General features: G+C 45.8%; 21 protein-coding genes and 1 riboswitch. Of the genes, 9 read left to right on the forward strand and 12 right to left on the reverse strand.

Annotation, left to right across the window (positions count from 1 at the left end):
* Positions 1-103: 103 nt before the first annotated feature.
* The 5 genes from thiQ to mpl form a co-directional block, all read right to left on the reverse strand.
* Entirely contained in the window at positions 104-808 is a 705-nt protein-coding gene (gene thiQ / locus IX91_RS13255) for a thiamine ABC transporter ATP-binding protein (RefSeq protein WP_004747171.1), read from the reverse strand.
* Positions 792-2,396, reverse strand: coding sequence for a thiamine/thiamine pyrophosphate ABC transporter permease ThiP (gene thiP, locus IX91_RS13260; protein WP_004747168.1), 1,605 nt, complete (start codon positions 2,394-2,396; stop codon positions 792-794). Before thiP ends, thiQ begins: the two co-directional genes overlap by 17 nt.
* A 9-nt stretch (positions 2,397-2,405) precedes the next feature.
* Positions 2,406-3,392 carry a thiamine ABC transporter substrate binding subunit gene (gene thiB, locus IX91_RS13265; RefSeq protein WP_408068357.1) on the reverse strand — a complete coding sequence of 329 codons (987 nt, stop codon included), beginning with the start codon at positions 3,390-3,392 and terminating at the stop codon, positions 2,406-2,408.
* Positions 3,393-3,459: 67 nt separating this feature from the next.
* Positions 3,460-3,581, reverse strand: a riboswitch (TPP riboswitch).
* A 48-nt stretch (positions 3,582-3,629) separates the two neighbouring features.
* Entirely contained in the window at positions 3,630-4,256 is a 627-nt protein-coding gene (locus IX91_RS13270; protein ID WP_004747165.1) for a flavin prenyltransferase UbiX, read from the reverse strand.
* Positions 4,257-4,270: 14 nt separating this feature from the next.
* A complete protein-coding gene (mpl, locus tag IX91_RS13275) occupies positions 4,271-5,623 on the reverse strand; it encodes a UDP-N-acetylmuramate:L-alanyl-gamma-D-glutamyl-meso-diaminopimelate ligase (protein WP_004747163.1) in 1,353 nt (450 codons plus the stop codon).
* Positions 5,624-5,918: 295 nt separating this feature from the next.
* Between mpl and fbp the strand changes: the two genes are divergently transcribed.
* On the forward strand, positions 5,919-6,935 hold the full coding sequence (gene fbp / locus IX91_RS13280) for a class 1 fructose-bisphosphatase (RefSeq protein WP_038197930.1): 1,017 nt from the start codon (positions 5,919-5,921) through the stop codon (positions 6,933-6,935).
* Between the two features lie 49 nt (positions 6,936-6,984).
* Here fbp and IX91_RS13285 read toward each other — a convergent pair whose 3' ends face one another.
* From IX91_RS13285 to tamA, 4 genes are read right to left on the reverse strand one after another with little or no spacing between them, the layout of a single operon-like run.
* Positions 6,985-7,344, reverse strand: a complete 360-nt coding sequence (locus tag IX91_RS13285; protein WP_004747160.1) for a DUF2799 domain-containing protein — start codon at positions 7,342-7,344, stop codon at positions 6,985-6,987.
* A gap of 43 nt (positions 7,345-7,387) precedes the next feature.
* Positions 7,388-7,735, reverse strand: coding sequence for a gamma-glutamylcyclotransferase family protein (locus tag IX91_RS13290; protein WP_004747158.1), 348 nt, complete (start codon positions 7,733-7,735; stop codon positions 7,388-7,390).
* Between the two features lie 28 nt (positions 7,736-7,763).
* Entirely contained in the window at positions 7,764-11,531 is a 3,768-nt protein-coding gene (gene tamB / locus IX91_RS13295; RefSeq protein WP_004747157.1) for an autotransporter assembly complex protein TamB, read from the reverse strand.
* Complete coding sequence (gene tamA / locus IX91_RS13300; protein ID WP_004747154.1) at positions 11,528-13,243, reverse strand: autotransporter assembly complex protein TamA; 1,716 nt, start codon at positions 13,241-13,243, stop codon at positions 11,528-11,530. Before tamA ends, tamB begins: the two co-directional genes overlap by 4 nt.
* A 117-nt stretch (positions 13,244-13,360) precedes the next feature.
* On the opposite strand from tamA, the gene msrA reads away from it, so the two are divergent.
* Positions 13,361-13,987 (forward strand): peptide-methionine (S)-S-oxide reductase MsrA, encoded by a 627-nt coding sequence (gene msrA / locus IX91_RS13305; protein ID WP_004747153.1) that lies wholly within the window; start codon positions 13,361-13,363, stop codon positions 13,985-13,987.
* A gap of 24 nt (positions 13,988-14,011) precedes the next feature.
* Here the strand turns inward: msrA and IX91_RS13310 are convergent, their stop codons facing one another.
* The 3 genes from IX91_RS13310 to IX91_RS13320 all read right to left on the reverse strand — a co-directional run bounded on the left by IX91_RS13310 (position 14,012) and on the right by IX91_RS13320 (position 17,919).
* The gene (locus tag IX91_RS13310) at positions 14,012-15,292 is read right to left on the reverse strand and encodes an HD domain-containing phosphohydrolase (protein WP_004747150.1); all 1,281 of its coding nucleotides are present in this window, start codon (positions 15,290-15,292) and stop codon (positions 14,012-14,014) included.
* Positions 15,293-15,307: 15 nt separating this feature from the next.
* Positions 15,308-17,497: an ammonium transporter gene (gene amt / locus IX91_RS13315; RefSeq protein WP_004747148.1), complete on the reverse strand. Its 2,190-nt coding sequence runs from the start codon at positions 17,495-17,497 to the stop codon at positions 15,308-15,310.
* Between the two features lie 221 nt (positions 17,498-17,718).
* Positions 17,719-17,919 carry a DUF1107 family protein gene (locus tag IX91_RS13320; RefSeq protein WP_004747146.1) on the reverse strand — a complete coding sequence of 67 codons (201 nt, stop codon included), beginning with the start codon at positions 17,917-17,919 and terminating at the stop codon, positions 17,719-17,721.
* Positions 17,920-18,126: 207 nt separating this feature from the next.
* Between IX91_RS13320 and IX91_RS13325 the strand changes: the two genes are divergently transcribed.
* The 7 genes from IX91_RS13325 to IX91_RS13355 all read left to right on the forward strand — a co-directional run bounded on the left by IX91_RS13325 (position 18,127) and on the right by IX91_RS13355 (position 23,449).
* The gene (locus IX91_RS13325) at positions 18,127-18,678 is read left to right on the forward strand and encodes a YtfJ family protein (protein WP_004747145.1); all 552 of its coding nucleotides are present in this window, start codon (positions 18,127-18,129) and stop codon (positions 18,676-18,678) included.
* 77 nt (positions 18,679-18,755) lie between these two features.
* On the forward strand, positions 18,756-19,046 hold the full coding sequence (locus IX91_RS13330) for a DUF2607 family protein (protein WP_004747142.1): 291 nt from the start codon (positions 18,756-18,758) through the stop codon (positions 19,044-19,046).
* 82 nt (positions 19,047-19,128) lie between these two features.
* On the forward strand, positions 19,129-19,731 hold the full coding sequence (zrgA, locus tag IX91_RS13335; RefSeq protein ID WP_004747141.1) for a zinc uptake protein ZrgA: 603 nt from the start codon (positions 19,129-19,131) through the stop codon (positions 19,729-19,731).
* A 56-nt stretch (positions 19,732-19,787) separates the two neighbouring features.
* Positions 19,788-20,495, forward strand: coding sequence for an ABC transporter ATP-binding protein (locus IX91_RS13340; RefSeq protein ID WP_004747138.1), 708 nt, complete (start codon positions 19,788-19,790; stop codon positions 20,493-20,495).
* Complete coding sequence (locus tag IX91_RS13345) at positions 20,492-21,751, forward strand: ABC transporter permease (RefSeq protein WP_004747136.1); 1,260 nt, start codon at positions 20,492-20,494, stop codon at positions 21,749-21,751. Before IX91_RS13340 ends, IX91_RS13345 begins: the two co-directional genes overlap by 4 nt.
* A 27-nt stretch (positions 21,752-21,778) precedes the next feature.
* Positions 21,779-22,252, forward strand: coding sequence for a DUF3299 domain-containing protein (locus IX91_RS13350; RefSeq protein ID WP_415668821.1), 474 nt, complete (start codon positions 21,779-21,781; stop codon positions 22,250-22,252).
* Positions 22,253-22,552: 300 nt separating this feature from the next.
* Positions 22,553-23,449 carry a TIGR03899 family protein gene (locus tag IX91_RS13355; RefSeq protein ID WP_004747132.1) on the forward strand — a complete coding sequence of 299 codons (897 nt, stop codon included), beginning with the start codon at positions 22,553-22,555 and terminating at the stop codon, positions 23,447-23,449.
* The last annotated feature ends 322 nt before the right edge of the window (positions 23,450-23,771 follow it).

Consider the following 23,771-nt stretch of genomic DNA (forward strand, 5'->3'; position numbering starts at 1 on the left):
GTTTGGAACGCCTTGCTACGGAAACGGGGTGCGGGATACGCTGGCTTGTCAGACTAGTTTTCCAGCAGCGAAGCGCTCCATAGGGCGAAGTCCGTTCCCTCTCCTACTCCCCCGCACGAACAAAATCACTTAGCGCTTGGTTAGCATGACTCGATGACAGTTGTTCAATGTTATCCGCGACTTCGACTCGGCCATTGGAGACAAAGATAAAATCAGAGGCAATTGCCTTGGCGTCGCTGATATGGTGCGTCACCATGACTACAGTAATTTTCCTCTCTTCAGCTAACTTGCTTACCAAGTTAAGCATCTCTTCGCGCAGAATAGGATCAAGGGCAGAGAAAGGTTCATCGAGCAGCCATATCTTATGCGGTTGAACAAAACAGCGTGCTAACGCAACACGTTGACGCTGACCACCGGAAAGTTGCTCTGGTAATCGATCAAGATAAGCTTCAACCCCGACTTGCTGCGCGGCTTGCTCTACTAGCGCCTGCTGATCGGAAGTGAGCTTTAAGCCAGGGTGCAAGCCAAGCCCTATATTCTGACGCACGGTTAAATGAGCAAATAGGTTATGCTCTTGAAACAGCATAGCGAATGGGCGTTGATGTGGCTCTTTACCAACAATATTGCTGCCTTCAACCTCAATCGCTCCCTCGGTCGGCTCAATAAAACCCGCTACCAAAGCCAATAATGTCGATTTACCTGCGCCACTTGGCCCCATCAGGGCAACAATCGACTGCGGTGAAATCGAAGTATCAAAGTGAAACAGTTCATTGTGATAGTAGTAATCGACATTACTTAAGGTCAGCATGATTCACCTTCGAGTTGGCTTTTAATAAGGTTTCAATGAGCGTGAAACAGCCGACGCTCAAGAACAATAGAGTTACAGAGACTACTGCGGCAGATTCCATTTGGTAACTACCGAGCAGTTGGAATAGGTAAAGTGGCAAGGTGCGAAATTCCTGACTACCAAACAGTGCAATCGCACTTAAATCACCAATCGCAAACATAAAACTGATCGCAAAGGCATGAGCCATCGGCTTTTTCAGCGCCTTCCACTCAACCACTTTAAAACGATTCCAACCTTTCATGCCTAAACTGGCACAAACATATTGATACTGCTGCTCAACATGCAGCATTGGCTGAGAGAGCGTTTTAATCACATATGGCAGACCCATTAACGCGTTCACGGCTACGACAACCACTAGCGCTAAGCTAAATACATCCGTAAATGAGCGCAGCAATAGAAACAGTCCGGTGGAAATCACGAGACCGGGTGTGACAAGAATAATGGTGCCAATCAACTCAATATGATCCGCACTCTTCTCACGATAGTTAAGGCGCAATCTCCGGCTGGTTAACAAGATGGCAATGCCAGCAATCACCGCTATCACACTTGCCATGGTCGCCACTTTCACGGACGCCCATAGCGCCTGCCAAAAGCGCTCATCGGTGAAAACATAAACCGCGTGACTGTTAAGACCACTGAGCAGCACCATCAGTAACGGAGGTAGCACCAGCAGCATTGAAAAGGCTATCCATCCCCAATCCCAACACTTAGAAACAAACGAGTCTTTAGACAAGTAAATAATCTGAGTCTGCGAGCCAGAGGTGACTGAAATCGGTTTTGCTAAACGTTGAATGGTCAGCGCCATCACACCACACAGCATCATTTGCCAGATAGCCAATAGCGCGCCAGCTTGGAGATCGAAATCAAACTTAATGGCTTGATAGATGGCCAACTCAATCGTGGTTGATTTAGGCCCACCACCGAGTGCCATTACGGTTGCAAAACTGGTAAAGCAGAGCATGAACACCAAGCCACTGACATGAGGTAATTGCTGTCGTAGACGCGGCCACTCAATCCAGCGAAATTTATCCCTGTGTCCCATGCCAAGATGGGCGCACAGTTTATGCTGCTCTTGTGGAATAGAGTCTAATGCCTGCAGCAGCAATCGGGTCGCATAAGGAAGATTAAAAAACACATGCGCCAACAAAATCCCATTCAGCCCATATATTGAGAACGGCAACTTGCTGTCTAGGCTTTTGAACAATTCAGCAATCAAACCACTATTGCCATAAATGGCAAGAAGGCCAAACACCCCGACTAAGACAGGCAACACCAGTGTGGTAGCAAACAGTTTGAGTAACAGGGATTTACCCCTAAATCGACGGCGAGATAACGCATGCGCGACTGGGATGGCAAAACCAACACTGAGCAAAGTAGAGAGAAAAGACTGATAGAAACTGAATTTGGTGACATGTCGATAGTATGGATCACTCCACACCTGACTGATATCTAGCGATGGCGCGTTAACCAGTAAAGCACCAAGAGCAGAAACGACAAAGGTCGCGATGAATATCGCGACCCATAAGCCAATTTTTGGGGTATTACGCAAAAGAGCCTCTTAGAATGTCAGCGCACTTTGCCATTCGCGAATCCAAGATTTACGATTTTCGGCCACTTCGTCGGCGCTAAAGGTCAGAGCCTTGCTTGGAAGAGTTAGGGTTTCAAAACCTTCAGGCAGTGCAACGTCTGTGACTGGGTACATCCAGTTACCTGTTGGCATCGCTGATTGGAACTCATCACTAAGAATAAAGTTCATAAACTCATCGGCTAGCTTTTGATTTTTAGACGCTTTTACCTTCGCAGCCACTTCCACTTGAGTGTAGTGACCTTCGGTAAAATCAGCGGCTGCATACTTGTTGTCACTTTCGGCAATCAAGTGATAGGCAGGTGACGTGGTGTAAGAGAGAACCAGATCAGACTCACCTTCGAGGAACATTGAATACGCTTCAGACCAACCTTTAGTCACAGTTACGGTTTTCTTGGCTAGATTTTGCCAAGCCTGAGTCACGTCATCTCCGTAAACAGACTTCATCCACAGCATCAGACCTTGCCCTGGTGTTGAAGTACGTGGATCTTGATAGATCACTTTCAGATCATCGCGAGACTCCACCAGCTCTTTCAAGCTTTTTGGTGGGTTAGCTAGCTTCTCTTTGTTGTAAACAAACGCAAAGTAGCCGAAATCATAAGGAACGAAAGTTTTGTCTGCCCACCCATTTGGCAATGAAACCTTGCTAGTGTCTACGCTATGTTCAGCCAACAAACCTGTCTTTTTCGCTTCCGCTATTAGGTTGTTGTCTAAGCCTAAAATGATATCCGCTTTGCTGTTGTCACCTTCTAAACGTAGACGGTTAAGGATAGAAACACCATCATCCAACGCGACGAAATTAACATCACAACCACAATGCGCTTCAAACGCTTTTTCTACAACAGGACCTGGGCCCCAATCGGCGGCAAAAGAGTCGTAGGTATAAACGGTTAAACTGTTTTCTGTGGCTGTCGCTGAGAATGTCGCCAGCGTTGCTAACGCTAGGGTACTAATTGAAATGGTGCTTAGAGTGTTTTTCACTGCTCGCTCTCTCCTTGTCTGAGCGGCACAGGCTTGAGAAGCGGAGTTCAAATCCAAACTCAATTCCTACGCCAGCATTATCTGGTTCAGGTACACGGGTCCCAAGCGATAGCTCGATCTCAGCTGACGCTAACATAAATTAGGTCAATAGCTCCCCGATGAGTAACGGTCGAATTGTAATAGTTATGTGACTCAATAGCTAGCGCCGTTCACATATCAGCTCTGACGAGAGTCGTAGCCCCAGCGAGGGACCAATCCTTGATCTATTCCTAGATGATCAAGAATACGCGCGACCATAAAATCAACCAGATCCTCTATCGATTTGGGTTGATGATAAAAACCTGGCGCAGCAGGCATGATGGTTACGCCCATTTGTGACAACTTGTGCATATTCTCTAGATGCAGGGTAGAGAATGGGGTCTCACGAACCACTAGCAGCAGTTGGCCGCGCTCTTTCATCACCACGTCTGCAGCACGTTCAATCAGGTTATCAGACATACCGTGAGCGATCGCCGCAACACTTCCTGCAGAACAAGGACAGACGACCATCTGTTTCGGCGCAGCAGAGCCTGATGCTACCGGAGAGAACCAATCGTCTTTACCGCATACAACCAGCTTGTCTGGGTCGCAATTGAGATGCTCAACCAAAGTTTGCTTAGCCGAATCAGGATTAGCTGGCAGTTTAAGGTCATGTTCAGTTGCAAGCACCACTCTCGCAGCGGATGAAACAAGCAGATAGACTTGGTAATCAGCAGCCAGAAGGCACTCTAAAAGGCGTAAACCATAAGGAGCACCAGAGGCACCGGTAAAGGCTAAGGTGATGGCTTTTTGTTGTTTAATCATATTAAAAAACTACACTATTGCTCTAGCTTTGCCAGAAGCTTATTGTGAATACCTTCGAACCCGCCATTGCTCATAACCAGAATCTGGTCACCTGAACTAGCACTAGCAACAATTTGCTCCACTAGCTCATCGACATTATCTGAGGTTCGCGCAGGTTGATCACATTGTTCTGCAATATCTTCCACCGACCAATCAATCGAGTCGGGTTGATATAAGAACACTTGATCGGCTTTTTGTAACGACGCGGCCAACGTATCCTTGTGTACACCTCGCTTCATTGTAGCGCTGCGCGGTTCGAGTACTGCGATAATTTTGCTATCGCCGACCTTGTTACGTAATCCACCGAGCGTCAGTTCAATCGCGGTCGGATGATGGGCAAAATCGTCGTAAACCGTGATGCCATTGACCTCACCTTTGAGCTCCAAGCGGCGTTTGGTATTGATGAATTTGGCTAGAGATTCACAAGCTAGGTCTGGGGTGACCCCGACATGACGCGCTGCTGCTATCGCCATCAAAGCGTTATCTACATTGTGATCACCAACTAGGTTCCAACTCACAATACCCACTTGCTCACCTTGGAACAGTACTTTGAACTGCGAACCATCAATGTTTATTTTCTCCGCCTGCCAGTCACCTTGCTCACCACTAAACTCGGTTTCGCTCCAACAGCCGCGCTCAAGTACATCTTGTAGCGCACCATCTTGTTTCGGTGCAAAAATGCGTCCATTGCCCGGCACTGTGCGAACAAGATGATGAAACTGACGTTTTATCGCTTCAAGATCGTCAAAGATGTCAGCATGATCGAACTCCAGGTTGTTCATGACCAAGGTGCGAGGGTGGTAGTGGACAAACTTAGAACGCTTATCGAAAAAAGCACTGTCATATTCATCAGCTTCAACGACAAAGAACATGCTTTCACCAAGACGGGCTGAGAGACCGAAGTTACCCAGTACACCACCGACTAAGAAGCCCGGCTTATAGCCACAGTCTTCTAAGATCCACGCCAACATACTGGACGTTGTGGTTTTTCCATGAGTACCAGACACCGCTAATACCCAACGGTCATGAAGTAAGAACTCTTGTAACCACTGCGGACCAGAGGTGTAACGCAGGTTATTATTCAGTACATATTCGACACATGGGTTGCCGCGGCTCATCGCATTACCAATCACCACTAAGTCTGGTGCTGGGTCGAGTTGTGACGGGTCAAAGCCTTCTATAATTTCAATACCTTGAGATTCGAGTAGAGTACTCATGGGCGGATAAACATTGGCATCACATCCCGTGACTTTATGTCCTAGCTGACGCGCTAATACAGCTGCACCACCCATAAAAGTGCCACAGATCCCCAGTATATGAATATGCATAGAAAAGCCTTGTTCTAAGCGGAAAATATTGCACTCATTATGGCGACAATACGGCAAAAAGCGAACTACTTTAGACAGAGAATTGACTCACTGATTACGCTTTGTTCGCTCTCTGAGCTCTCATCGCTGTGAAAACTGTTGAAAGTTTACTAAAAAATTTGAGATCTAAGACAGTTAGTTCATTACCAATAAAAAGATCTAACTTTTACACTTATCTCGGGTAGTCATAAAAGCTCCGTTAGAGAACGAGACATCCCATTCCCCCTATCTATGAGCGACTTTTAAAGGAAAAACCATGTCTGGAATGCGCACCCTTGGCGAGTTCATTGTTGAAAAACAAGCGGACTTCCCCCACGCTAGCGGTGATCTATCATCCCTACTCTCTTCAATTCGCCTTGCTGCAAAAATTGTTAACCGCGAAATTAACGCGGCCGGTCTAGGTGATATTACTGGTGCCGTTGGTACTGCAAACGTTCAAGGTGAAGATCAGCAAAAGCTCGATGTCTACGCGAACGACAAATTTAAGGCCGCTCTTGAAGCCCGAGATCAAGTATGTGGTGTTGCCAGTGAAGAAGAAGACGAGGCGGTAGCGTTTAATAAAGAACTCAACAAAAACGCAAAATACGTGGTGTTAATGGATCCACTGGATGGTTCTTCTAACATCGACGTTAACGTTTCTGTGGGTACTATTTTCTCCATCTATCGCCGTGTATCACCAATCGGTACGCCACCAACAGAAGAAGATTTTCTTCAGCCTGGTCACAAGCAAGTTGCCGCTGGCTATGTCATTTACGGCTCTTCAACCATGTTGGTATACACAACAGGTAATGGTGTTAACGGCTTCACTTACGATCCTTCATTAGGTACCTTCTGTCTATCGCACGAAAATATGATGATTCCAGAAGACGGTAGCATCTACTCGATCAACGAAGGTAACTACATTCGCTTCCCTATGGGTGTGAAGAAGTACATCAAGTACTGTCAGGAAAGTGCACCAAGTGATAACCGTCCATACACTTCACGTTACATTGGTTCTTTGGTGGCTGACTTTCACCGCAACCTGCTGAAAGGGGGGATCTACCTCTACCCAAGCACAGAAAGCCATCCAAATGGTAAGCTACGCCTGCTATACGAATGTAACCCTATGGCTTACATCATCGAACAAGCAGGTGGTGTCGCATCTGATGGTGTTCAGCGTATTATGGATATCAAACCAACAGAATTGCACCAACGTGTGCCATTCTTTGTTGGTTCGAAAAACATGGTTAAGCAAGTCGAAGAGTTTTTAGAGCTGAATCGCGAAGAAAACTAATCTTCAAACGCTGAAACAAAAGAGTCGCTTAATCGCGACTCTTTTACGTTTAAAAGGCTGAACCAGCGGTTGAGTGGCGCCCTGACATATAATCTTGCTGGAAGAAAGGGTCGATGCGTTGGCAGATTCCTAAGTAAGGCTTACCTTTAACACCTAGCATATAAGCACTTTGGTTGCAGTACTCAACCCTGCCTTGCTCATAGCCATTAGAGTATGCGAGATACAGTTCTTGGCTAAAAACACCACCTTTATCTAGCTCGGCGAGTTTCGTTTCTGACTGTTTCAAAAAGCCTTGCTCGGCACGTTGTTTACCATAATCTGACCAGTCACCTTCGATATTGCTTAAGGGAGGTGGTTGCGTGGCACATCCGGCTAACATTAATGCCACTAGAACAAATTGTAATTTCATCGCTCTCTCCTTAGTCAAGTTACCCATTCGCTATCGGTAAGTATTACACCTTTTGGCACCAATCACCGGAGGAAATTAACGACTCTAGTTGGTGTGCTTGCTGATAAATATACATCCAAGCTAAGCCAAAAGGCGTGTCGATTTGCTCGCGACGATAGGTTATTGGCACATCTTCCAGTAGGTCTAACTGGCGCAAAGTCGGGTCATCAACCCGATAGACTTCACCATAAATCACGCTATGCCCATCTACTACGGCTGGATAAGCGCCAAGATCATAAAGGCTGTAAATGGGTGGCGTCGCATATTTCCCTAACCATTCTGAATGCGTTAACAAGTGATGATTACTTTGCCTCTGACGCAATGTGCCATAAACAAATACTAACTGTTGCATGACATCGACTCCTTTCGATGTTTACCGACTAATTGAACTCAAATTGATACAGAAGATCAACGGCGTTGGTCGCGCCAGATAATGCCTCAACATAGAGGTCTTGCATCAAGCGATAGCGCACGGTGAACTCACCGACAGACTCAAAAATACCAACGCCATACTTAACCTTTAAGCCGGGCAAAATATAACCACTTACTGTCACTTGAGAATCATTGCCGGACCCTGCGGTATCAACCTGAAGATCTTGTACCCCAAAGGCTTCGCCAATTTCCCCAACAACACGACCACTTTTCGCGAGACTTAAACCGATTAAGGTTGTTGTCATGGCATTACCACCCGTTTCGCCATCAATATCTTGACCACGTAACAAATAAGATAAAGCGTTCGCCTGCGCCATCGCTGGCTCAGAAAAAATGGTCACTGTCGGCTCACTAACAGGCCCAGTCACTTTTACCCCAGCCGTCACATCATCTTTGGTGTTATCTGGGTTGCGAATAGCGGTAATTTGCAAGTAAGGCTGATCTACCGGACCATTCATTAGCACCTTACCTTCTTTAATTAACAGGTCTTGGCCAAACGAGCGGTATGAACCATCAACGATATTGACCTCACCCGTAACAAAAGGCCCTTTGTCTCTCTGGGCTACATTGAGATTACCAACTAACTCCCCCTCTAGACCAAACGCAGAGAGCTTAAAATCATCGCCAATCTTAATATTGATATTGGATTGCACCGTGAAAGGCACTTGGTTTTTCTTATCAATAGGTTGCAGTTGATCATTAAGAATGACCTGATCTTTGGAGACGCTAATCGCACTTGGTGGCAACTCTTCGACCACGACACGTCCCCATGGCAAGGCGATGGTGCCATCGATACGCGCCAATTTAGGTGAAGCAGAGATGGTCATATCTGGTTGTACTTTGATTTTGACCATAGGCGGCACGTTGACTAGCAACTCCTCGGCAAAAACACGTACATTGGTACTCCAATCATTCAAGTCCTGCCAATCAGCCTCACCCGCGAGCTCTAGCTTTCCGTCTGGAGTATGAATAGCGGCAGCCAGGGTCGCGTCATAACCAGTAAAGTTAATGTTTAAACGCCCTGAGTCTACTTCAACAGGAGAGATATCCCCTTTGAGCAAGATATCATCGACAACAAACTGGCCATTTACTTTAGGCTGCATTGCCGGGCCTGTGATCGCGAGATCGGCGGTAATGTTCGATTTGAGTTTACTGAACTCTCCGACTAGTGGGGCTAAGAAGTCTAAATTGAACGTGGTGAGCTTCAAACGCCCATCGATTTGCTTGTCGTCACTGAGCACATCAGGAATAGTGGCATTACCAAAAATATCACCATTATCGGTTACATCAAGTAACCACTCTGCGCTCAGCTTATTGTCTGCAAGTTGCGCCGTCAGTGTCGCGCTCTCCCAACCTAACTCTAGAGGTTGTTCAATCTTTTGAACCACTTCACCTTTGGCTAATTCGATCTTAGCCTTTACTTGTGGTGGCTGGTTATCACCCCACTTGGCCCACACATTGGCGTCTACTTGCCCTTGGAGTTGCGTTGTCTGAGGAATAAAAGTTTTGATCTGCTCAAAATCAAACTGACTTAACTCGAGCGCAGCTTCACCGCTTTGTCCAACCTTAATATCTTTCTCTAAACAGAGTGAAGAGTCGGCTTGCAACCAACAGTGGGCAGCAACAGAAACCTGCTCAGTCGCCATTTCAAAACCTAATGCGGTTGGCTGATTCAGTCGCCATTCACCTTGCTGCGAAGAGAGTCGCATCCGCTCAAGCTTACCTTGCCAAACGAGTTCAGGTTTATCGGTCAGTGAGCCTGTCAGAGCCAAACTCGTCGACACGATATTCGAATTCACATCCAGGTTAAGTTGATGCTTTTGCTGAGAGCCAGTAAAGTTCAAGCTCACGTCATCGATCACTTTGTCTTGATACTTAGCCTGATTAACCTTAAGCACTAATTGACCGCTTGGCATTGGCAGTGGTGTGATATTCCCCTTCATACTGAGCTTGCTAATCTGAGCCTGCTGTTGCCAATCAATCCCTTTAGCGACAAGGTTTAGCCCCACATCTGGCGCTTTTAAATCTCCACGCAGGGCCACTTCACCAGCAACACGTCCTTTTAAGTCTGGTACTGATTTAATTAAGTCTGGCAAGTTGAGTTCCAGATCCATTCGCCACTGTTTATCTAGCTTCCCGCTGGCTTTAATACTGTTGGGGCCATGAGAAAGCACTAGCTGCGGCGTTTTAACACTGAGCTCATTGTTGCCAGTCACATCGGCGGTGCTGACGCTACCTGCTATATTCAGCGGGTATTCACGCAGTACACCATCAATATCGAGTTTCGGGACTTCGACTTGCCAGCCCCCCAGCTCTGTCAAACTGCCGGAGGTTGACACTTGCCCACTGATATCGCCTTCAGCTTCAGGCCACTGTAAGCCGGGCTGAATGTGAGCGAGTGTCAAATTTGCTGCCCAATTAATCGGCGCTTGCCAATCAGCCATCATATCACCAGAGATCGTTCCTCCCAGCGTGGCAATGTCCACTTGGCTCAATTTGATATGGGAGAGATTACCTTTGCCTTGCAGCGAGAGAGAGACATCAGGAAGTTGTCCCCCTTTAAGAACGGTATCTAGATCCAGGCTATAGCCATTAAGAGAGCCGTGAGCTTGAAGTTTATCTATCGAGGCAAAGTAATCCCCTTTTCCTTTTAACGGCCACTGCAGATCACCTTGGGTGACAGTAAAATCAAAAGGTAGTTCAGGCTTGAGTGGTTGCAATTCGCCAGCAAGGAAAGCTTTGGCTAACCCTGACAATTGAGCTGAGAGCTGCAACTTCGCCACACTGCCATCCGCTTTAAGGGAGAGCGTTTGTCCTGCAGCCATCTCTTCTTTGATTGTCGCATCTAGCTGTAAGTCGAGTGGATAATCACCTTGCAGATCAATGTCGGTTTTTAGCTGCCCAGTCACCTGCGGCATATCTAATTCAAGCGTCTTGACCACCACTCTAGAATCTTTGGCATTGGCCGCTAAGCCTAAATGATTGACGATGACAGGCGTTGCTTGATCTAGCTTAAAGTCGTAAACATCAAGGCGCACAAGATCAATTTGCAGCGGCACTACGATATTGGGGAGAACAATCTTTGTTGGTGTTGACGCTTGATTCTCTGAGGCGGCGGTTTGCTCGTTTTCAGCCGGACTTGCCAATAACTTAACCACTGGTGTTTTAAGTTCGGTGGCATTGAGACGCAGGCGATTGCCTTGAAATGACGCCCCTGAGATCAATGAGTCCCACGAGATCTGATTACCTAAGATATCCAGCTTGATATCACTTAACGCCAATCGACTTAGCTTGATAGGAATTGGGGAGGTAATTTTAGCCGACGATGACGCCTCAGCTTGCTCTTGAGCTGGCGATGAACTTGGCGGTAACTCGGGCATAGAGAATGACAAACCATCAATCGCAAGTTCATCGATACAAACACCCGGCTCAGTAAAGCATGTCGCATTGACGGCAAGCGTTAGAAACCTTGCCTGAGTATCGACGTGCAAGTTGTCATCTTTGAAAACAACATTGCTAAGGGTAAATCGAGGAAAAATCGCGCCTTGACTCGATCCAACTTTAAGCTGAGGAACAAACTTCTCAGCCCCCCACAAAACAAGGTTCAAACCAGGGTTAGTAAACAATAAGCCGCCCAACGCAACCAACACGCTGAGGAGTAAAATGAATAAAGTGAGTGAAAGCCATTTTGACCACTTAATCACAACACGGGTCATAGCTCAGGTCCTAAAGTAAAGTGGATCTTAAATTCGTCGCCTTTATTTGCATCAAGCCCCCAAGCAAAATCAAGACGAATAGGGCCTACAGGGGAAGCCCAGCGCACACCGACACCCGTACCACGTTTAATATCTGGCTTATCATTAAACGCATCACCGATATCGTAAAAAGCCGCGCCCCACCAATCACCATATACGCGATATTGATACTCGATTGAGCTAGTCAGCATATATTTGGCACCGGTTAATTTATCGTCGGAGTCCTTGGGCGAGATAGACTCATAACCATAACCACGGAGATTATTATCACCACCCGCAAAGAAACGTAACGATGGCGAGAGCTTATTGAACTCTTCAGAGAAGTTGGCGCCACCGTTAAGTTTAAATATACCGCGGTGGTTTTTTCCAGCACTACGAATCCAAGTTGTCGCACCAATCAAACGAGTGACTCGGGTCTCTGAGAGCGCATTGGGATCGCCGTATTCTAACGTAAAGCTTTGTCGATCACCCCAAGTAGGCATCGCACCACCTCGAACTCGGCTGCGAGAAAAAGTTATCCCTGGTAGCATAAACTGAGCACTATCTTCTTGTTTACCTTGGGTATAATTCTCCAACAGGTAGCGAACATACAGGGTGCGGTGCCAACCATTGTCAAGCACCCAGTGCCTTTCTAGCGCCAAGTTGGACTCAAGACTTTTCGTATCACGCTGATTGAGATTTTTCATCCCATATTGGATGCGATAATACTCATTAAGTGCATCTTCGAGTGGAATTCGGTATCCAGCGGTGATGGTTTGTTCTGGCTTGGAAATAGACAAACTACTATCAAAACTGTGACCGCGACTATTCACCCAAGGTTTCTTCCATTTGAGTGAACCTCTAACACCAACATCCGTTGCATAACCGATACCGGTTTCAAGTTTATTTCTTGCTTGTGGCGCGAGGGAGACTTTCATAGGTAACTCGCGCCCTTCACCTATCTTACTCAGGTCAGGCTCAACGAATACCGATGAAAACCAATCTGTATTGGAAAGATTCTGGTTGTACTCACCGACCTTGGAAGCCTGATAAGGGTCACTGGCTTGATAAGGCGATAAAGACGCGACCCTATCTTGATCAATTTGGCTGCCGGTTATGGTATTAGCGCCAAAGTGGTAACGCATCCCGCTGTCAAAATGAAGGTGGATAAAGGCTTGGTTGAGGTCGGGAGCGACCTCCAATCGACTCGCGGTAAAGTCCCCTTCAAAGTAGCCCTTTTGCAAAGCGAGGTTGCGAATCGAAGATTTTAACGTGTCATACAGACTATGATTGAGCCGATCTCCCTGTTTTAAGCCACTGTTTTCAACCAGCGCGTTGAACTGAGGATCACTTTTCGCTTCACCTTCAATTTTAATGTCGATCTGCTGCAAAATAACCGCAGGCCCAGGATTCACATTGACGATCAACTCTGATTCATCTGGTGTGACAGTAAAATCAATCTCCGGGTGGTAGTAACCTAAAGCGTTAAGCGCTTCGATGATATTTTTCTCTATTCGCGCTTGGAAACGTAAACTGGTTTTATACTCAGTTTCAGGAATAGATGATAAGTAAGCTTCAACATTATCATTCAGCTCACCCTCTAGACCTTCTATCGAGAGGTCGACACTTTGTGCCCATACCGAAGGGGCAAAGGAAACAAGTGCGATTAGAACTGGTAAAGGTTTGCTGATCATGCTTAATTATCTGTCTACATCAAGTAAGGGAATAATACCGCCACTAAAATAATAAGTCTGTACGAAAACAGTGAATTAGGCGGTCTATATAAAAAATACTCCAACAAGGAAATCACGATGCTCGACAAACAAACCATGATTACCGCCCAACAAGCTCTTCCAGGACGAGAGACGCCACTTGCACTCGATGACATTCATTTCGTCAATCAAACCAGTTTGACTGCAGAACCCGCAGAAGGTTGCGAGAAAATTCTACTTGGAATGGGCTGTTTTTGGGGAGCCGAGCGCCTGTTCTGGCAACTTGATGGCGTGGTAAGCACCTCAGTTGGCTACGCAGGAGGTTATACGCCTAACCCAACCTATGAAGAAGTATGCAGCGGACAAACTGGCCATACAGAGATTGTACGAGTCGTTTTCGATCCAAGTATCATTAGCCTAGAGCAACTCTTGCAGACATTTTGGGAAAAGCACGATCCAACTCAGGGCATGAGACAAGGCAATGACCGCGGTACTCAATACCGCTCGGCTATCTATGTATACAGCGACGAACAATACCAAGCAGCGCTAGCATCTAAGCAGGCCTATCAAGCGCTACTCGGTGACGGTAATGGCGCCATCACCACAGAGATATTACCCGCAGGTAAATACTACTACGCCGAGAACTACCACCAGCAATATCTCGCTAAAAACCCGAATGGCTACTGTGGCCTCGGGGGAACAGGTGTGTGTTTTCCACCAAATTAATCACACTAATAACACTTGTCTAAGCTAAACGACATAGGCAAAGTGATGTTGCTTTTGCTTCTCTAGCCCAATCAAACGTTGCAGCATCTCATCATTGAGCATGCTGCCCCGTTTAATCAACACCTGACCATTGGTCAAGCGTACATCTCGTTTAAGCTCATCACCGACTTTGAGCTCCCGCAGCGGCACAGAGTATTCCATCGTCTTGTCATTGTTTTGCAGCTTTGAGGAAACCATTTTTAGGTAAGCTTTTACAATCCCCCCATCGTAGTGAATATCGGATAACTCTTGCAGTTTATGAGCGGCTTGGGCTGGAGAGTAGCGACTTTGAGGCTCCGTATGAGTTACTGTTAGAAAATCGTAATCTTTCACGACGCGAACAATTCTTGCCACTAGTGGAATATCTGCGAGCGTCAGGTGCTGTGGGTAACCCGTGCCGTTGACGTTCTCATCTTGATGCCGAATTCCCATCACTACCTCTTTCAGATGTGGACTGTCACTCAAAACGTCATACGCGAGCGAACCAAAGCAACACGGAGCTAAATGATGATTAGCGAAATTGGCAGGTGCCTCATTCAAAGATGAGAACAGCAATCCGATCGGATGTAGTTGAGCACAGCGATATACTAAATTAACGACCTTAGGCGGTAAGCTCATTGAGAGTGCTAATTGCTTAGCATGTAAAGCAACGCGTTGTAAGTCACACTCGTCATACCAAGAGTGAGCCACAGCTCCTGCCATCAGCACTCTCAAAGAGTCTTGGCTAAAGCTCTGGTAACGAGACAAAAGTTGTTCATATTGCTGTTTGAGCTCAACGAGCTGCATCTGAGTTTCGGTAGATGAGGCCAACAACTGGCTGTTTTCTTCGCTAAAAGTTCGGTTTTCATGATCCAACTTTTGCGCGTGTTGTTTCAGCCCAATATTCATCTGAAACTGAGTGGTCATCTGAGCGAGTAAACTTTTGAGCTCTTCTGTATCCCAAGGCTTAGCGAGAACATGATGAATTTTTCCATCATTAATTGCACTGACTAAGGTCCGATAATCAACCCCACCAGAGAAGGCTATACGTATCGCATGAGGTTGGATCAACACTGATTCACTTAAAAAACGGGCTCCCCCCATACCGGGCATCCGCATATCAGACATAATGATCGCGACTTCATTTTCACCGAGATAAACCAAAGCTTCTAGAGGATTGTTAAAGGCGATAACTTGATACTCTTTTCTCAGTAAGCGGCTAAGAGATTTGGTAATCTGAACCTCATCGTCGACGACCAGCAGCTTCGTCAGTCCCGTATCAGCCATACGTATTCTCCTTTATCACTCATCAAGTGGCATTGGCAGGCGCAAAGTCACTTTGGTTCCTTTTGCCTGTTTACTCAATAAGCTTAACGAGCCCCCATGATTAGTGGCGATTCCATAGCATATCGATAAGCCTAACCCGGCATGACCTTGCGTACCAAACGTTGTGAAGAATGGCTCAAATACCTTAGCTTGATGCTCTTCTTTGATGCCCACGCCACTGTCAATAATCGCAACAACCACTTGATTACCTTCGTTACTAGTGGTGATTTTAATGGCGCCACGATCTTCGCCTATAGCTTGAACTGAATTGGAAAGGACATTAATGCATAACTGTTCAATTTGATGAGGACTACAAGAGACCATAGGCAATTTTGCCTCGTAAGATTCGAGCAATTTGCAGCTCAACGGCAGAGTGGCAGCCACCTTTTCTACCGCAGCAGAAACCAAAACGTTAATGTCTTTAAGCTCAAACTTTTCATCGCCAAACTCAGAGAATGTGCGCACATTGGACAATATCTTCTCTATTTTACTCGCCCCATCTGATGTGGCATTGATGAGCTCTTCGCTGTCTTCAAGAACAAATTCTAAATCTTCCTCTTCACATATTTTATCAATGCGTTGCAGTACTTCGTTGGCCACTACAGGGTGTTGAGAGACGGTTGCAGCGAACGCTTTGTATTCAGTGACCAACAATTTAAAAAATTTATTGTAGTCTTTAAGTGTTTTGATATTACTCAGCACATAACCAATCGGTTCGTTTATCTCACGCACCAAGCCAGAACTTATCTGACCGAGGCTTGAAAGCTTTTCACTTTTTTGTACGCGTGACTCCATCGATTTCAGTCTTTGGTTAGTTTGCAATAACGCACTGTGTTTTTGGGTTGCTTTGACTAAAGCCGTTTCGAACCGAGAAAGGACTCGATTGTATTGACGCGCAATCATGCCTATCTCTGACGTTGGGTCATAATCGACACGTTGGCTGAAATCACCACTCTCTTCCTGATTTTGCATCACAGTGACCAGGTCATAGAGGTCGCTGCTTGCTTGGTGAGACGAAATATTCAACCCGACGATCTCCTCTTCTTGTCCAACACGAAGAGGAAGTACTTTGTTTATCAGAGAGAAAACAAGGTAACAGAGAGGAAATACAAAAGCGGCGACGACACTGACACCAAAGACCTGGCTCCATAGCAACTCCATTCTATCGCTCATCAGCAAGGTATCTGTAATCACCGATTGAGGAATAAACAGCGCTAAGGCGATAGTACCCCAGGTGCCACTCGCCAAGTGAACAGGTACAGCATCAACCACATCATCAATCTTCTTCATCACTAACAGTCGACCAACCGACAGTGAAATCAAAGCGCCGAGTGAGCCAATGAGCACCGATGAGAGGCCATCAACAAAATTACAGCTTGCGGTAATAGAGACTAACCCTGATAGGATGCCGTTGTAGAAGTTAGGAATATGTACTCTATTGGTTTTATGTAAAGAGTACATTGCTGACGTAAGGCCACCAGCCGCACCCGCTAGAATGGTATTGAGGACAATATTAAACACGTTACTGTCAAAATGCAGCGAGCTACCCGCATTAAACCCAAGCCAACCTATCCATAGAAAAACCACTCCTGCGACACTTTGTACTAGGCTGCTGTGGTTGAAATTATGTCCTTCGACAAACCGATTCAATCTAGGCCCAATGATCATGATCGCCGCTAACGCCGCCCAACCACCGACAGAATGAACCACTGTCGAACCAGCAAAGTCAATGAAGCCTCGTTGTGCAAGCCATCCATTGTCGCTCCATACCCAATGACCAATAACAGGATAAATAACAGCAGCTACGAAAACAGATAAGGCAATGTAGCCCTTTAAACTGCCTCTTTCGGCAATTGCCCCTGAAATGATCGTCACTGAAGTCGCACAGAACACCATTTGAAAGACAAAGAATGCTCCATCATCTAAACCTTCAAAATGACCAAGTAAAAAATGGCTAGTCCCTAGATAGCCATCCATGGACTCACCAAACATGACACCATAGCCAACAAGCCAGTAAAGGATCAGGACCACCGCTAAATCGATGAGGTTTTTGGCTGCCACATTGGCAGTGTTTTTTTTACGTACCGTCCCCGCCTCAAGAAACAGAAAACCAACCTGCATCAAGAGTACAAGTAGCGTACATAACAGAATAAAAAGAGGATCCATAGCCACCAGTCACATTTTGTTGTCGAACATTGCCAATAAGCACAATGTTGCTTATTAACAATATAGTCGTAACTTCAAACTGTTGGCGTGTAAATTTTACTTAGTGAAAGTAAAGCAGTGATAAGTGAGTGGAGGAAAACTCAGTGATATAGCGACTATAAACGACAAAAGCCGCCAACTAGGCGACTTTCTATAATTCGTGGCTTGGAAAGAACCAAGATTTAGACTGGCAATAACGCAATCGCCTGATTGATCTCTTTATAGGTGGTTAACTTTTGTGGATCTTTCACATCCGGCAGTAACACTTTTCCATTATCGAAAGTAAACTTGCCAACCCCTGAGATAACAAACTGTCCTTTAAACAAAGTTTTAACAAAACGTGCAACTTGACGAGGACGATAAATAGTAAATTCACGCAGCATAACGACTCCAATATCCTTTTGTGATGCAATTCGAACTGATTGCTTGGTTCTATTCCTTAGAACTCGTAGGTATTATACCGGATGCGTATTTAATGTATAGCATTTTGTTAACAATGTGACATCAGACCAGTGTTATCTGAGAGAGTTTTCTCCGCACCTTAAATTTGGGTATATACTTTTTGCGCACATTCAAAAGGAAATAACATAATGAAAAATAAAACCCTTCTTACTCTAGCAATCGCGTGCTCTCCAGCTTTCGCTTTTGCTCACAACATCACTGTCGGGCAAGCCGTGCCTGAAGTGGCGGTAGCAAACCACGGTGAAATTGTTCTGCAAGGAGATAAAACCGCTTTCCAAGCTTGGGCAACCACCGATATGCAAGGTAAAGTTCGCGTCATTCAAGCCATTGCGGGACGCAGCAGCTCAAAAGAACTCAATGCTCCGTTAATGTCAGCCATCACCGAAGCAAAATTCCCAGAACAAGGTTACCAAACGACATCGATCATTAACCAAGATGATGCAATTTGGGGAACAGGATCATTTGTAAAATCTTCGGCGGAAGACAGCAAGAAAGAGTTCCCTTGGTCGTCAATGGTACTTGATGAGGACGGAACGGTAGCTAGCGCTTGGCAACTGGCTGAAGAGTCATCAGCGATCATAGTGCAAGATAAACAAGGTAAAGTACTGTTTGTAAAAGAAGGCGCACTCACTGAAAGTGAGATTCAACAAGTACTTACGCTAGTCAAAGAAAACCTTTAAACAGAGGTTGGTTTACTTCCCCCTGAAGAGGAGTTGTTATAGTATAACAACTCCTCTTTCTGTATTGTGCTTTCATCGTGCTTCAAAATCGCTTTCTTATCCAACGCACTTCAGCGCTTGCATTTTTAGCAATCGCTCTTGTGCTATGGCTAAACTTTGCGTTTATTGATCACCAGTACGATCTTTCTTCAGCACATCACAAAGAGCATCACTGCCAATTGTTTGCCAGTGGACTACATGGTGCAACCCCAGCATCCCTTGTTATCACTCCACCAGCTGTCAGTGAATATTTTGCTCCACTAGCGACCTATCACTACACCGAGGCATTGAGCTTTGCTTACCTGCCGCGTTCCCCGCCACTGTCCTGATATTGATTCATCATTTGCAATAAACCGTATTCACATTAGGTGGATAGTACAGCATTACTCAAATTTAAAATCAGGACTTACAATGAAAAATATTACTCCTATCGCCCTTGGAATTACTCTGGCAGTCAGCGGCATAGCTCAGGCATGTGAAGGCGGCTTTCGCCAACATGGTGCTCATGTGCATGGTGAAGTAGAACTTAACATCGCTCAAGATGGAAAAGAGCTGCTGATCGAAATAACTGCTCCAGGTGCTGATGTGGTTGGCTTTGAACATGCGCCAAAAACGGATGAGCAGAAACACCAACTAGAAGATGCTATCGCCAAGCTAAATAATGCTTCAAGTGTATTTACTCTTGCATCTTCGGCAGGTTGTAAAGTGGTGCATCAATCGGTGAGCCACACGCTAGGAGCGGATAACCACGACCACGATCATGACCACGATGATCATAAAGGTCATGACCATCATGATGAGCACAAAGGTCACGACCACCAAGAGCATGGTGGCCATGGTGAGTTCACTGTTGAATACCATTACGCATGTGATGACATCAGCACATTAAGCAACATTGATACTCAATGGTTCACACAATTCCCAAACACTGAGAAGCTGAAAGTCAACGTACTCACTGAGACTAAGCAAGCATCACTAGAGCTTGGTAAAGGTGACAGCAAGATTTCACTGTAATTCATAAGGTGGCTTAGCAACGGCTAAGCCACTTTTCTCATGATTGGAAACATACAATGAACAATTCCCCTTCTTGTTCTGTCGTTGAGCTTGAGCAAGTCTCCTTTACTTGGCCTGGCAACGAACATCCCACATTAGATATTCCTTCTCTCACGATTAAGCGTGGTGAACACCTATTTATAAAAGGACCAAGCGGATGTGGTAAATCAACACTGCTTGGCTTACTCACAGGGATAAACACGGCAACTTCCGGACAAGTGGCTGTACTAGGCGAAAACCTGACGCAAATGTCAGGTAGCCGACGAGACAAATTTCGCGCCAACCATATCGGTTATATCTTTCAGCAGTTTAACTTACTGCCTTATTTAAGCGTGATTGAAAACGTCACCTTACCTTGTCAGTTTTCTACCTTACGCCGTCAGCAAGTGGACGGAGATTTACTCTCTAATGCTAAGCAATTGCTCGAAAAACTGCGCTTACCCTCTGAACTGCTCGATAAACCTGTCGTTGAACTCAGTATTGGACAACAACAAAGAGTCGCGGCAGCACGAGCCTTAATTGGTAAACCCAAAGTCATCATCGCGGACGAGCCAACCTCTTCACTCGATTACGACAACCGTACCGCCTTTATCGAACTGTTACTTGACCAAGTGAACCAAGCGGACTCAACGCTACTATTTGTCAGTCATGACCCGACATTAGAACCGTTGTTTGATCGCACCATCAATCTTCAACAGTTAAACCAAGCAGGAGGTCACCAATGACACCGACACTTACCCTAGCTTGGAAAAGTGTGCGCAACCGTAAAGTCACCGCCATTCTCACTATTCTAACGGTGGCGATTTCAGTCATTTTATTACTAGGGGTCGAGCGTATTCGCACACAAGCAAAAGACAGTTTTGCCAATACGATTTCTGGTACTGATTTGATTGTCGGTGGTCGCTCTGGCCAAGTGAATCTGTTGCTTTATTCGGTATTTAGAATCGGTAACGCGACCAACAACATCGACTGGAAGAGTTACCAAGAATTTAGCCAACATCGCACCGTAAAGTGGGCTATTCCAATTTCACTGGGCGACTCCCATAAAGGCTTTCGAGTCATGGGAACCAACCATAGCTACTTTGAGCATTACCGCTATGGCCAGAAGCAAAACCTAGCTTTTAGTCAAGGTAAAGAGTTTGATGGCTTGTTCGATGCTGTGATCGGTTCAGACGTTGCTCGCACACTGAATTACCAATTGGGAAGTGAAATGATCATTGCTCATGGCATCAGTGATGTCGGTTTCAGCCGCCATGAAAACGCCCCGTTTAGAGTAGTTGGAATCCTAGCGCCTACAGGTACCCCTGTAGACAAGACAGTTCACGTTTCATTAGAAGCGATTGAAGCGATTCATGTGGGCTGGGAGTCAGGTGCAAACCTAGGCAATAACCCGACGGCTGAACAGCTCGAGTCTATGAACTTCAAACCGCAACAGATTACAGCGGTGTTACTCGGTCTTAATTCAAAAATCCAAACCTTTGCTCTGCAGAGACAAATAAACAACTACTTAAAAGAACCGCTCAGCGCTATTCTTCCAGGTGTTGCTCTACATGAACTGTGGGGCATGATGTCGGTTGCGGAACAAGCGTTAATGGCAGTATCGATATTTGTCGTTGTCGCGGGTTTACTCGGTATGTTGTCGAGCCTGCTCACCAGTCTGCAAGAGCGCCGTCGAGAAATGGCCATTCTTCGTGCGATGGGCGCAAGGCCAAGGCATGTATTTAGCTTGTTAATTTTAGAAGCGAGTGTGCTGACTTTTATAGGCTTACTAGTGGGGACTATCGGTCTATACTCCATGCTCTCTATCGCAGGTCCACTAATCCAGCAGAATTATGGAATCAATGTCCAGATGAGCGCTTTATCCCACTACGAGTGGATGCTGTTGGCGGCAGTGCAACTGGCAGGTACTATTATCGGCTTTATTCCCGCATTTAGAGCATATCGACAATCGCTCAGCGACGGTATGACAATAAGAGTTTAGATTATGAAAAAACTACTCATGATAGTGATGACTGTGATGACCTTAGGTCTAGCAAGCGTCAGTAGTCACGCAGAAGATACACTTACTTTGGAGTGGATTGATCTCATCCCAGAAAGTGAGCGCAATCAGTTTGATTCTTATGGTATGCCCGCTATCGATCACTCTGGCGGCAGCATGGAACAATCCATGGTCGGCAGTGTAAGACAAGAGCTTAACGGCAGTAAGGTGAAGATCCCGGGCTTTGTTATTCCTCTTGAAGGGGATGCAAATATGGTGACGGAATTTCTACTCGTGCCATATTTTGGAGCATGTATCCACGTGCCACCGCCACCACCAAACCAAATTATCTATGTTAACTTCCCTAAAGGCGCACCAGTACAGCAACTTTGGGATGTGGTCTACGTGATAGGGACGCTAAAAACAGAAACGGTTAGCCATGAATTGGCACAAACAGGTTACGTCATACAAGGCACAGAGATCGCCGAGTACGATGACTACTAATTGTTAATAAAAATAAGCAGCCTGTTAATTGCCAATCTTAGGACAAATAGCTAGAAAGATAGCTCAGTACACCTAGGTAAACTAGTAACAGTAGGGCAATTGACAGGTGCTTTTTCAGTTTATTCTCATTGAAATACTTCATAAGCCCCTCAAAATTAACGATAACAATTTTAACAACTTGTTATCATTTATGGTAGCGATATTTTTATAAACTGGCTCACAGTCTTTTTCTGGCAGGCTTACGCGTTCCGAGGTACAGTTAATACTTAACGTTAAGCATCTGATGGCTAAGGAAATAGCATGTCTGAGACGAGCAAGCCGGTGATCATTGAGCACCAATCGGAACAAACTAACCGACACGAAAAAAAGTCGAGTTACATCAAAGACAGCGCCAGTCGCGTGCTTAACATTGCTCAAACCTATGGCTTAGATGCACTACTACAGAGTGAAAAACCTGAGAAAAGTATGCTTGAGCGGGCTCTGATTCGTGAGCGTAAACGTAAAGAGCTAAGGCAGAAAAATCTCGAACAAATTCTTAAGCTTGCTCATATCTCTTGTAAAGATGAGACCGCAGGTGACCCTGACCAAGACTGGCTGTACCGCTTTTTCGATATGGCGCAAGAAGTCCACAATCACTCCATGCAACGCCTATGGGCTCAGGTGTTAAAACGCGAAGTAACCAACCCCGGTTCAACGTCAATGAAAGCGTTAAAAGTCCTGCAAGACATGACACCAAAAGAAGCGCAAATTCTCCAACGCGCCGCTGCACTAGCCTGTAGTTTTGGCGGTGATAACAGCCGCAAGTTATTGGTCGGTTATCGCGCCCAAGGCGGCATTTTCAGTTTTGGTAAGCGCAATATCACCGGCAATATCAACGTCGGTAACTTCCAACTGCCCTACTCTAGTCTGCTTGTGTTATTTGAACTCGGTTTAATGCACGGAACGGAATTAGAATCGGGTGAAATTGAGCTCGACTCTCCACTCCCCCTCACTTATCAAGGCAAAAAGCTATCACTTCAAGCCCACAGCAAAGGTGTACGCTTGCTTTACTATCGTTTCAGCCCAACTGGTAATGAACTATGTAAATTGCTCGGTAACAAACCCAACATGCAATATTACGATCAAATGGTTGCCCTACTGAGCCAGAAATTTACCGCTAGCACAGACGCTCAGCCGAGTGTGGATACGACGGTTTAGGAGAGCTGGAGAGCTGGAGAGCTGGAGAGCTGGAGAGCTGGAGAGCTGGAGAGCTATCATTGCTTGAAGTTAGCAGGACGTCAACTCTCGTTTTCTAGCAAGGCGAAGCCCGATCCCGTCATCCAGAAGCGCAACGTTCCCGCTTCCCAAATCTTATTTAAATCTATTGATTTGTCATCCCCGAGAATGAGGAACGAGTGAGTTGGGGATCTCTTAAAGCAAGTCGAATACTCTATGAGATTCCCTACTCCTTCCTTCGTCAGTCTATGGAATGACAGCTTTTCTCTCGAAGGACGAAGTCCGACCCCGTTATCCAGAAGCG

The organism is Vibrio tubiashii ATCC 19109 (assembly GCF_000772105.1).
Taxonomy (GTDB): Bacteria; Pseudomonadota; Gammaproteobacteria; order Enterobacterales; family Vibrionaceae; genus Vibrio; species Vibrio tubiashii.

What these genes read in the sequence shown, in the direction of transcription:
- thiQ (WP_004747171.1), bottom strand. Translation starts at nt 808, where the DNA reads ATGCTGACCTTAAGTAATGTCGATTACTACTATCACAATGAACTGTTT.
- IX91_RS13270 (WP_004747165.1), bottom strand. Translation starts at nt 4,256, where the DNA reads ATGATTAAACAACAAAAAGCCATCACCTTAGCCTTTACCGGTGCCTCT.
- mpl (WP_004747163.1), bottom strand. Translation starts at nt 5,623, where the DNA reads ATGCATATTCATATACTGGGGATCTGTGGCACTTTTATGGGTGGTGCA.
- fbp (WP_038197930.1), top strand. Translation starts at nt 5,919, where the DNA reads ATGTCTGGAATGCGCACCCTTGGCGAGTTCATTGTTGAAAAACAAGCG.
- IX91_RS13285 (WP_004747160.1), bottom strand. Translation starts at nt 7,344, where the DNA reads ATGAAATTACAATTTGTTCTAGTGGCATTAATGTTAGCCGGATGTGCC.
- IX91_RS13290 (WP_004747158.1), bottom strand. Translation starts at nt 7,735, where the DNA reads ATGCAACAGTTAGTATTTGTTTATGGCACATTGCGTCAGAGGCAAAGT.
- tamB (WP_004747157.1), bottom strand. Translation starts at nt 11,531, where the DNA reads ATGACCCGTGTTGTGATTAAGTGGTCAAAATGGCTTTCACTCACTTTA.
- tamA (WP_004747154.1), bottom strand. Translation starts at nt 13,243, where the DNA reads ATGATCAGCAAACCTTTACCAGTTCTAATCGCACTTGTTTCCTTTGCC.
- msrA (WP_004747153.1), top strand. Translation starts at nt 13,361, where the DNA reads ATGCTCGACAAACAAACCATGATTACCGCCCAACAAGCTCTTCCAGGA.
- IX91_RS13310 (WP_004747150.1), bottom strand. Translation starts at nt 15,292, where the DNA reads ATGGCTGATACGGGACTGACGAAGCTGCTGGTCGTCGACGATGAGGTT.
- amt (WP_004747148.1), bottom strand. Translation starts at nt 17,497, where the DNA reads ATGGATCCTCTTTTTATTCTGTTATGTACGCTACTTGTACTCTTGATG.
- IX91_RS13320 (WP_004747146.1), bottom strand. Translation starts at nt 17,919, where the DNA reads ATGCTGCGTGAATTTACTATTTATCGTCCTCGTCAAGTTGCACGTTTT.
- IX91_RS13325 (WP_004747145.1), top strand. Translation starts at nt 18,127, where the DNA reads ATGAAAAATAAAACCCTTCTTACTCTAGCAATCGCGTGCTCTCCAGCT.
- zrgA (WP_004747141.1), top strand. Translation starts at nt 19,129, where the DNA reads ATGAAAAATATTACTCCTATCGCCCTTGGAATTACTCTGGCAGTCAGC.
- IX91_RS13340 (WP_004747138.1), top strand. Translation starts at nt 19,788, where the DNA reads ATGAACAATTCCCCTTCTTGTTCTGTCGTTGAGCTTGAGCAAGTCTCC.
- IX91_RS13345 (WP_004747136.1), top strand. Translation starts at nt 20,492, where the DNA reads ATGACACCGACACTTACCCTAGCTTGGAAAAGTGTGCGCAACCGTAAA.
- IX91_RS13350 (WP_415668821.1), top strand. Translation starts at nt 21,779, where the DNA reads ATGACTGTGATGACCTTAGGTCTAGCAAGCGTCAGTAGTCACGCAGAA.
- IX91_RS13355 (WP_004747132.1), top strand. Translation starts at nt 22,553, where the DNA reads ATGTCTGAGACGAGCAAGCCGGTGATCATTGAGCACCAATCGGAACAA.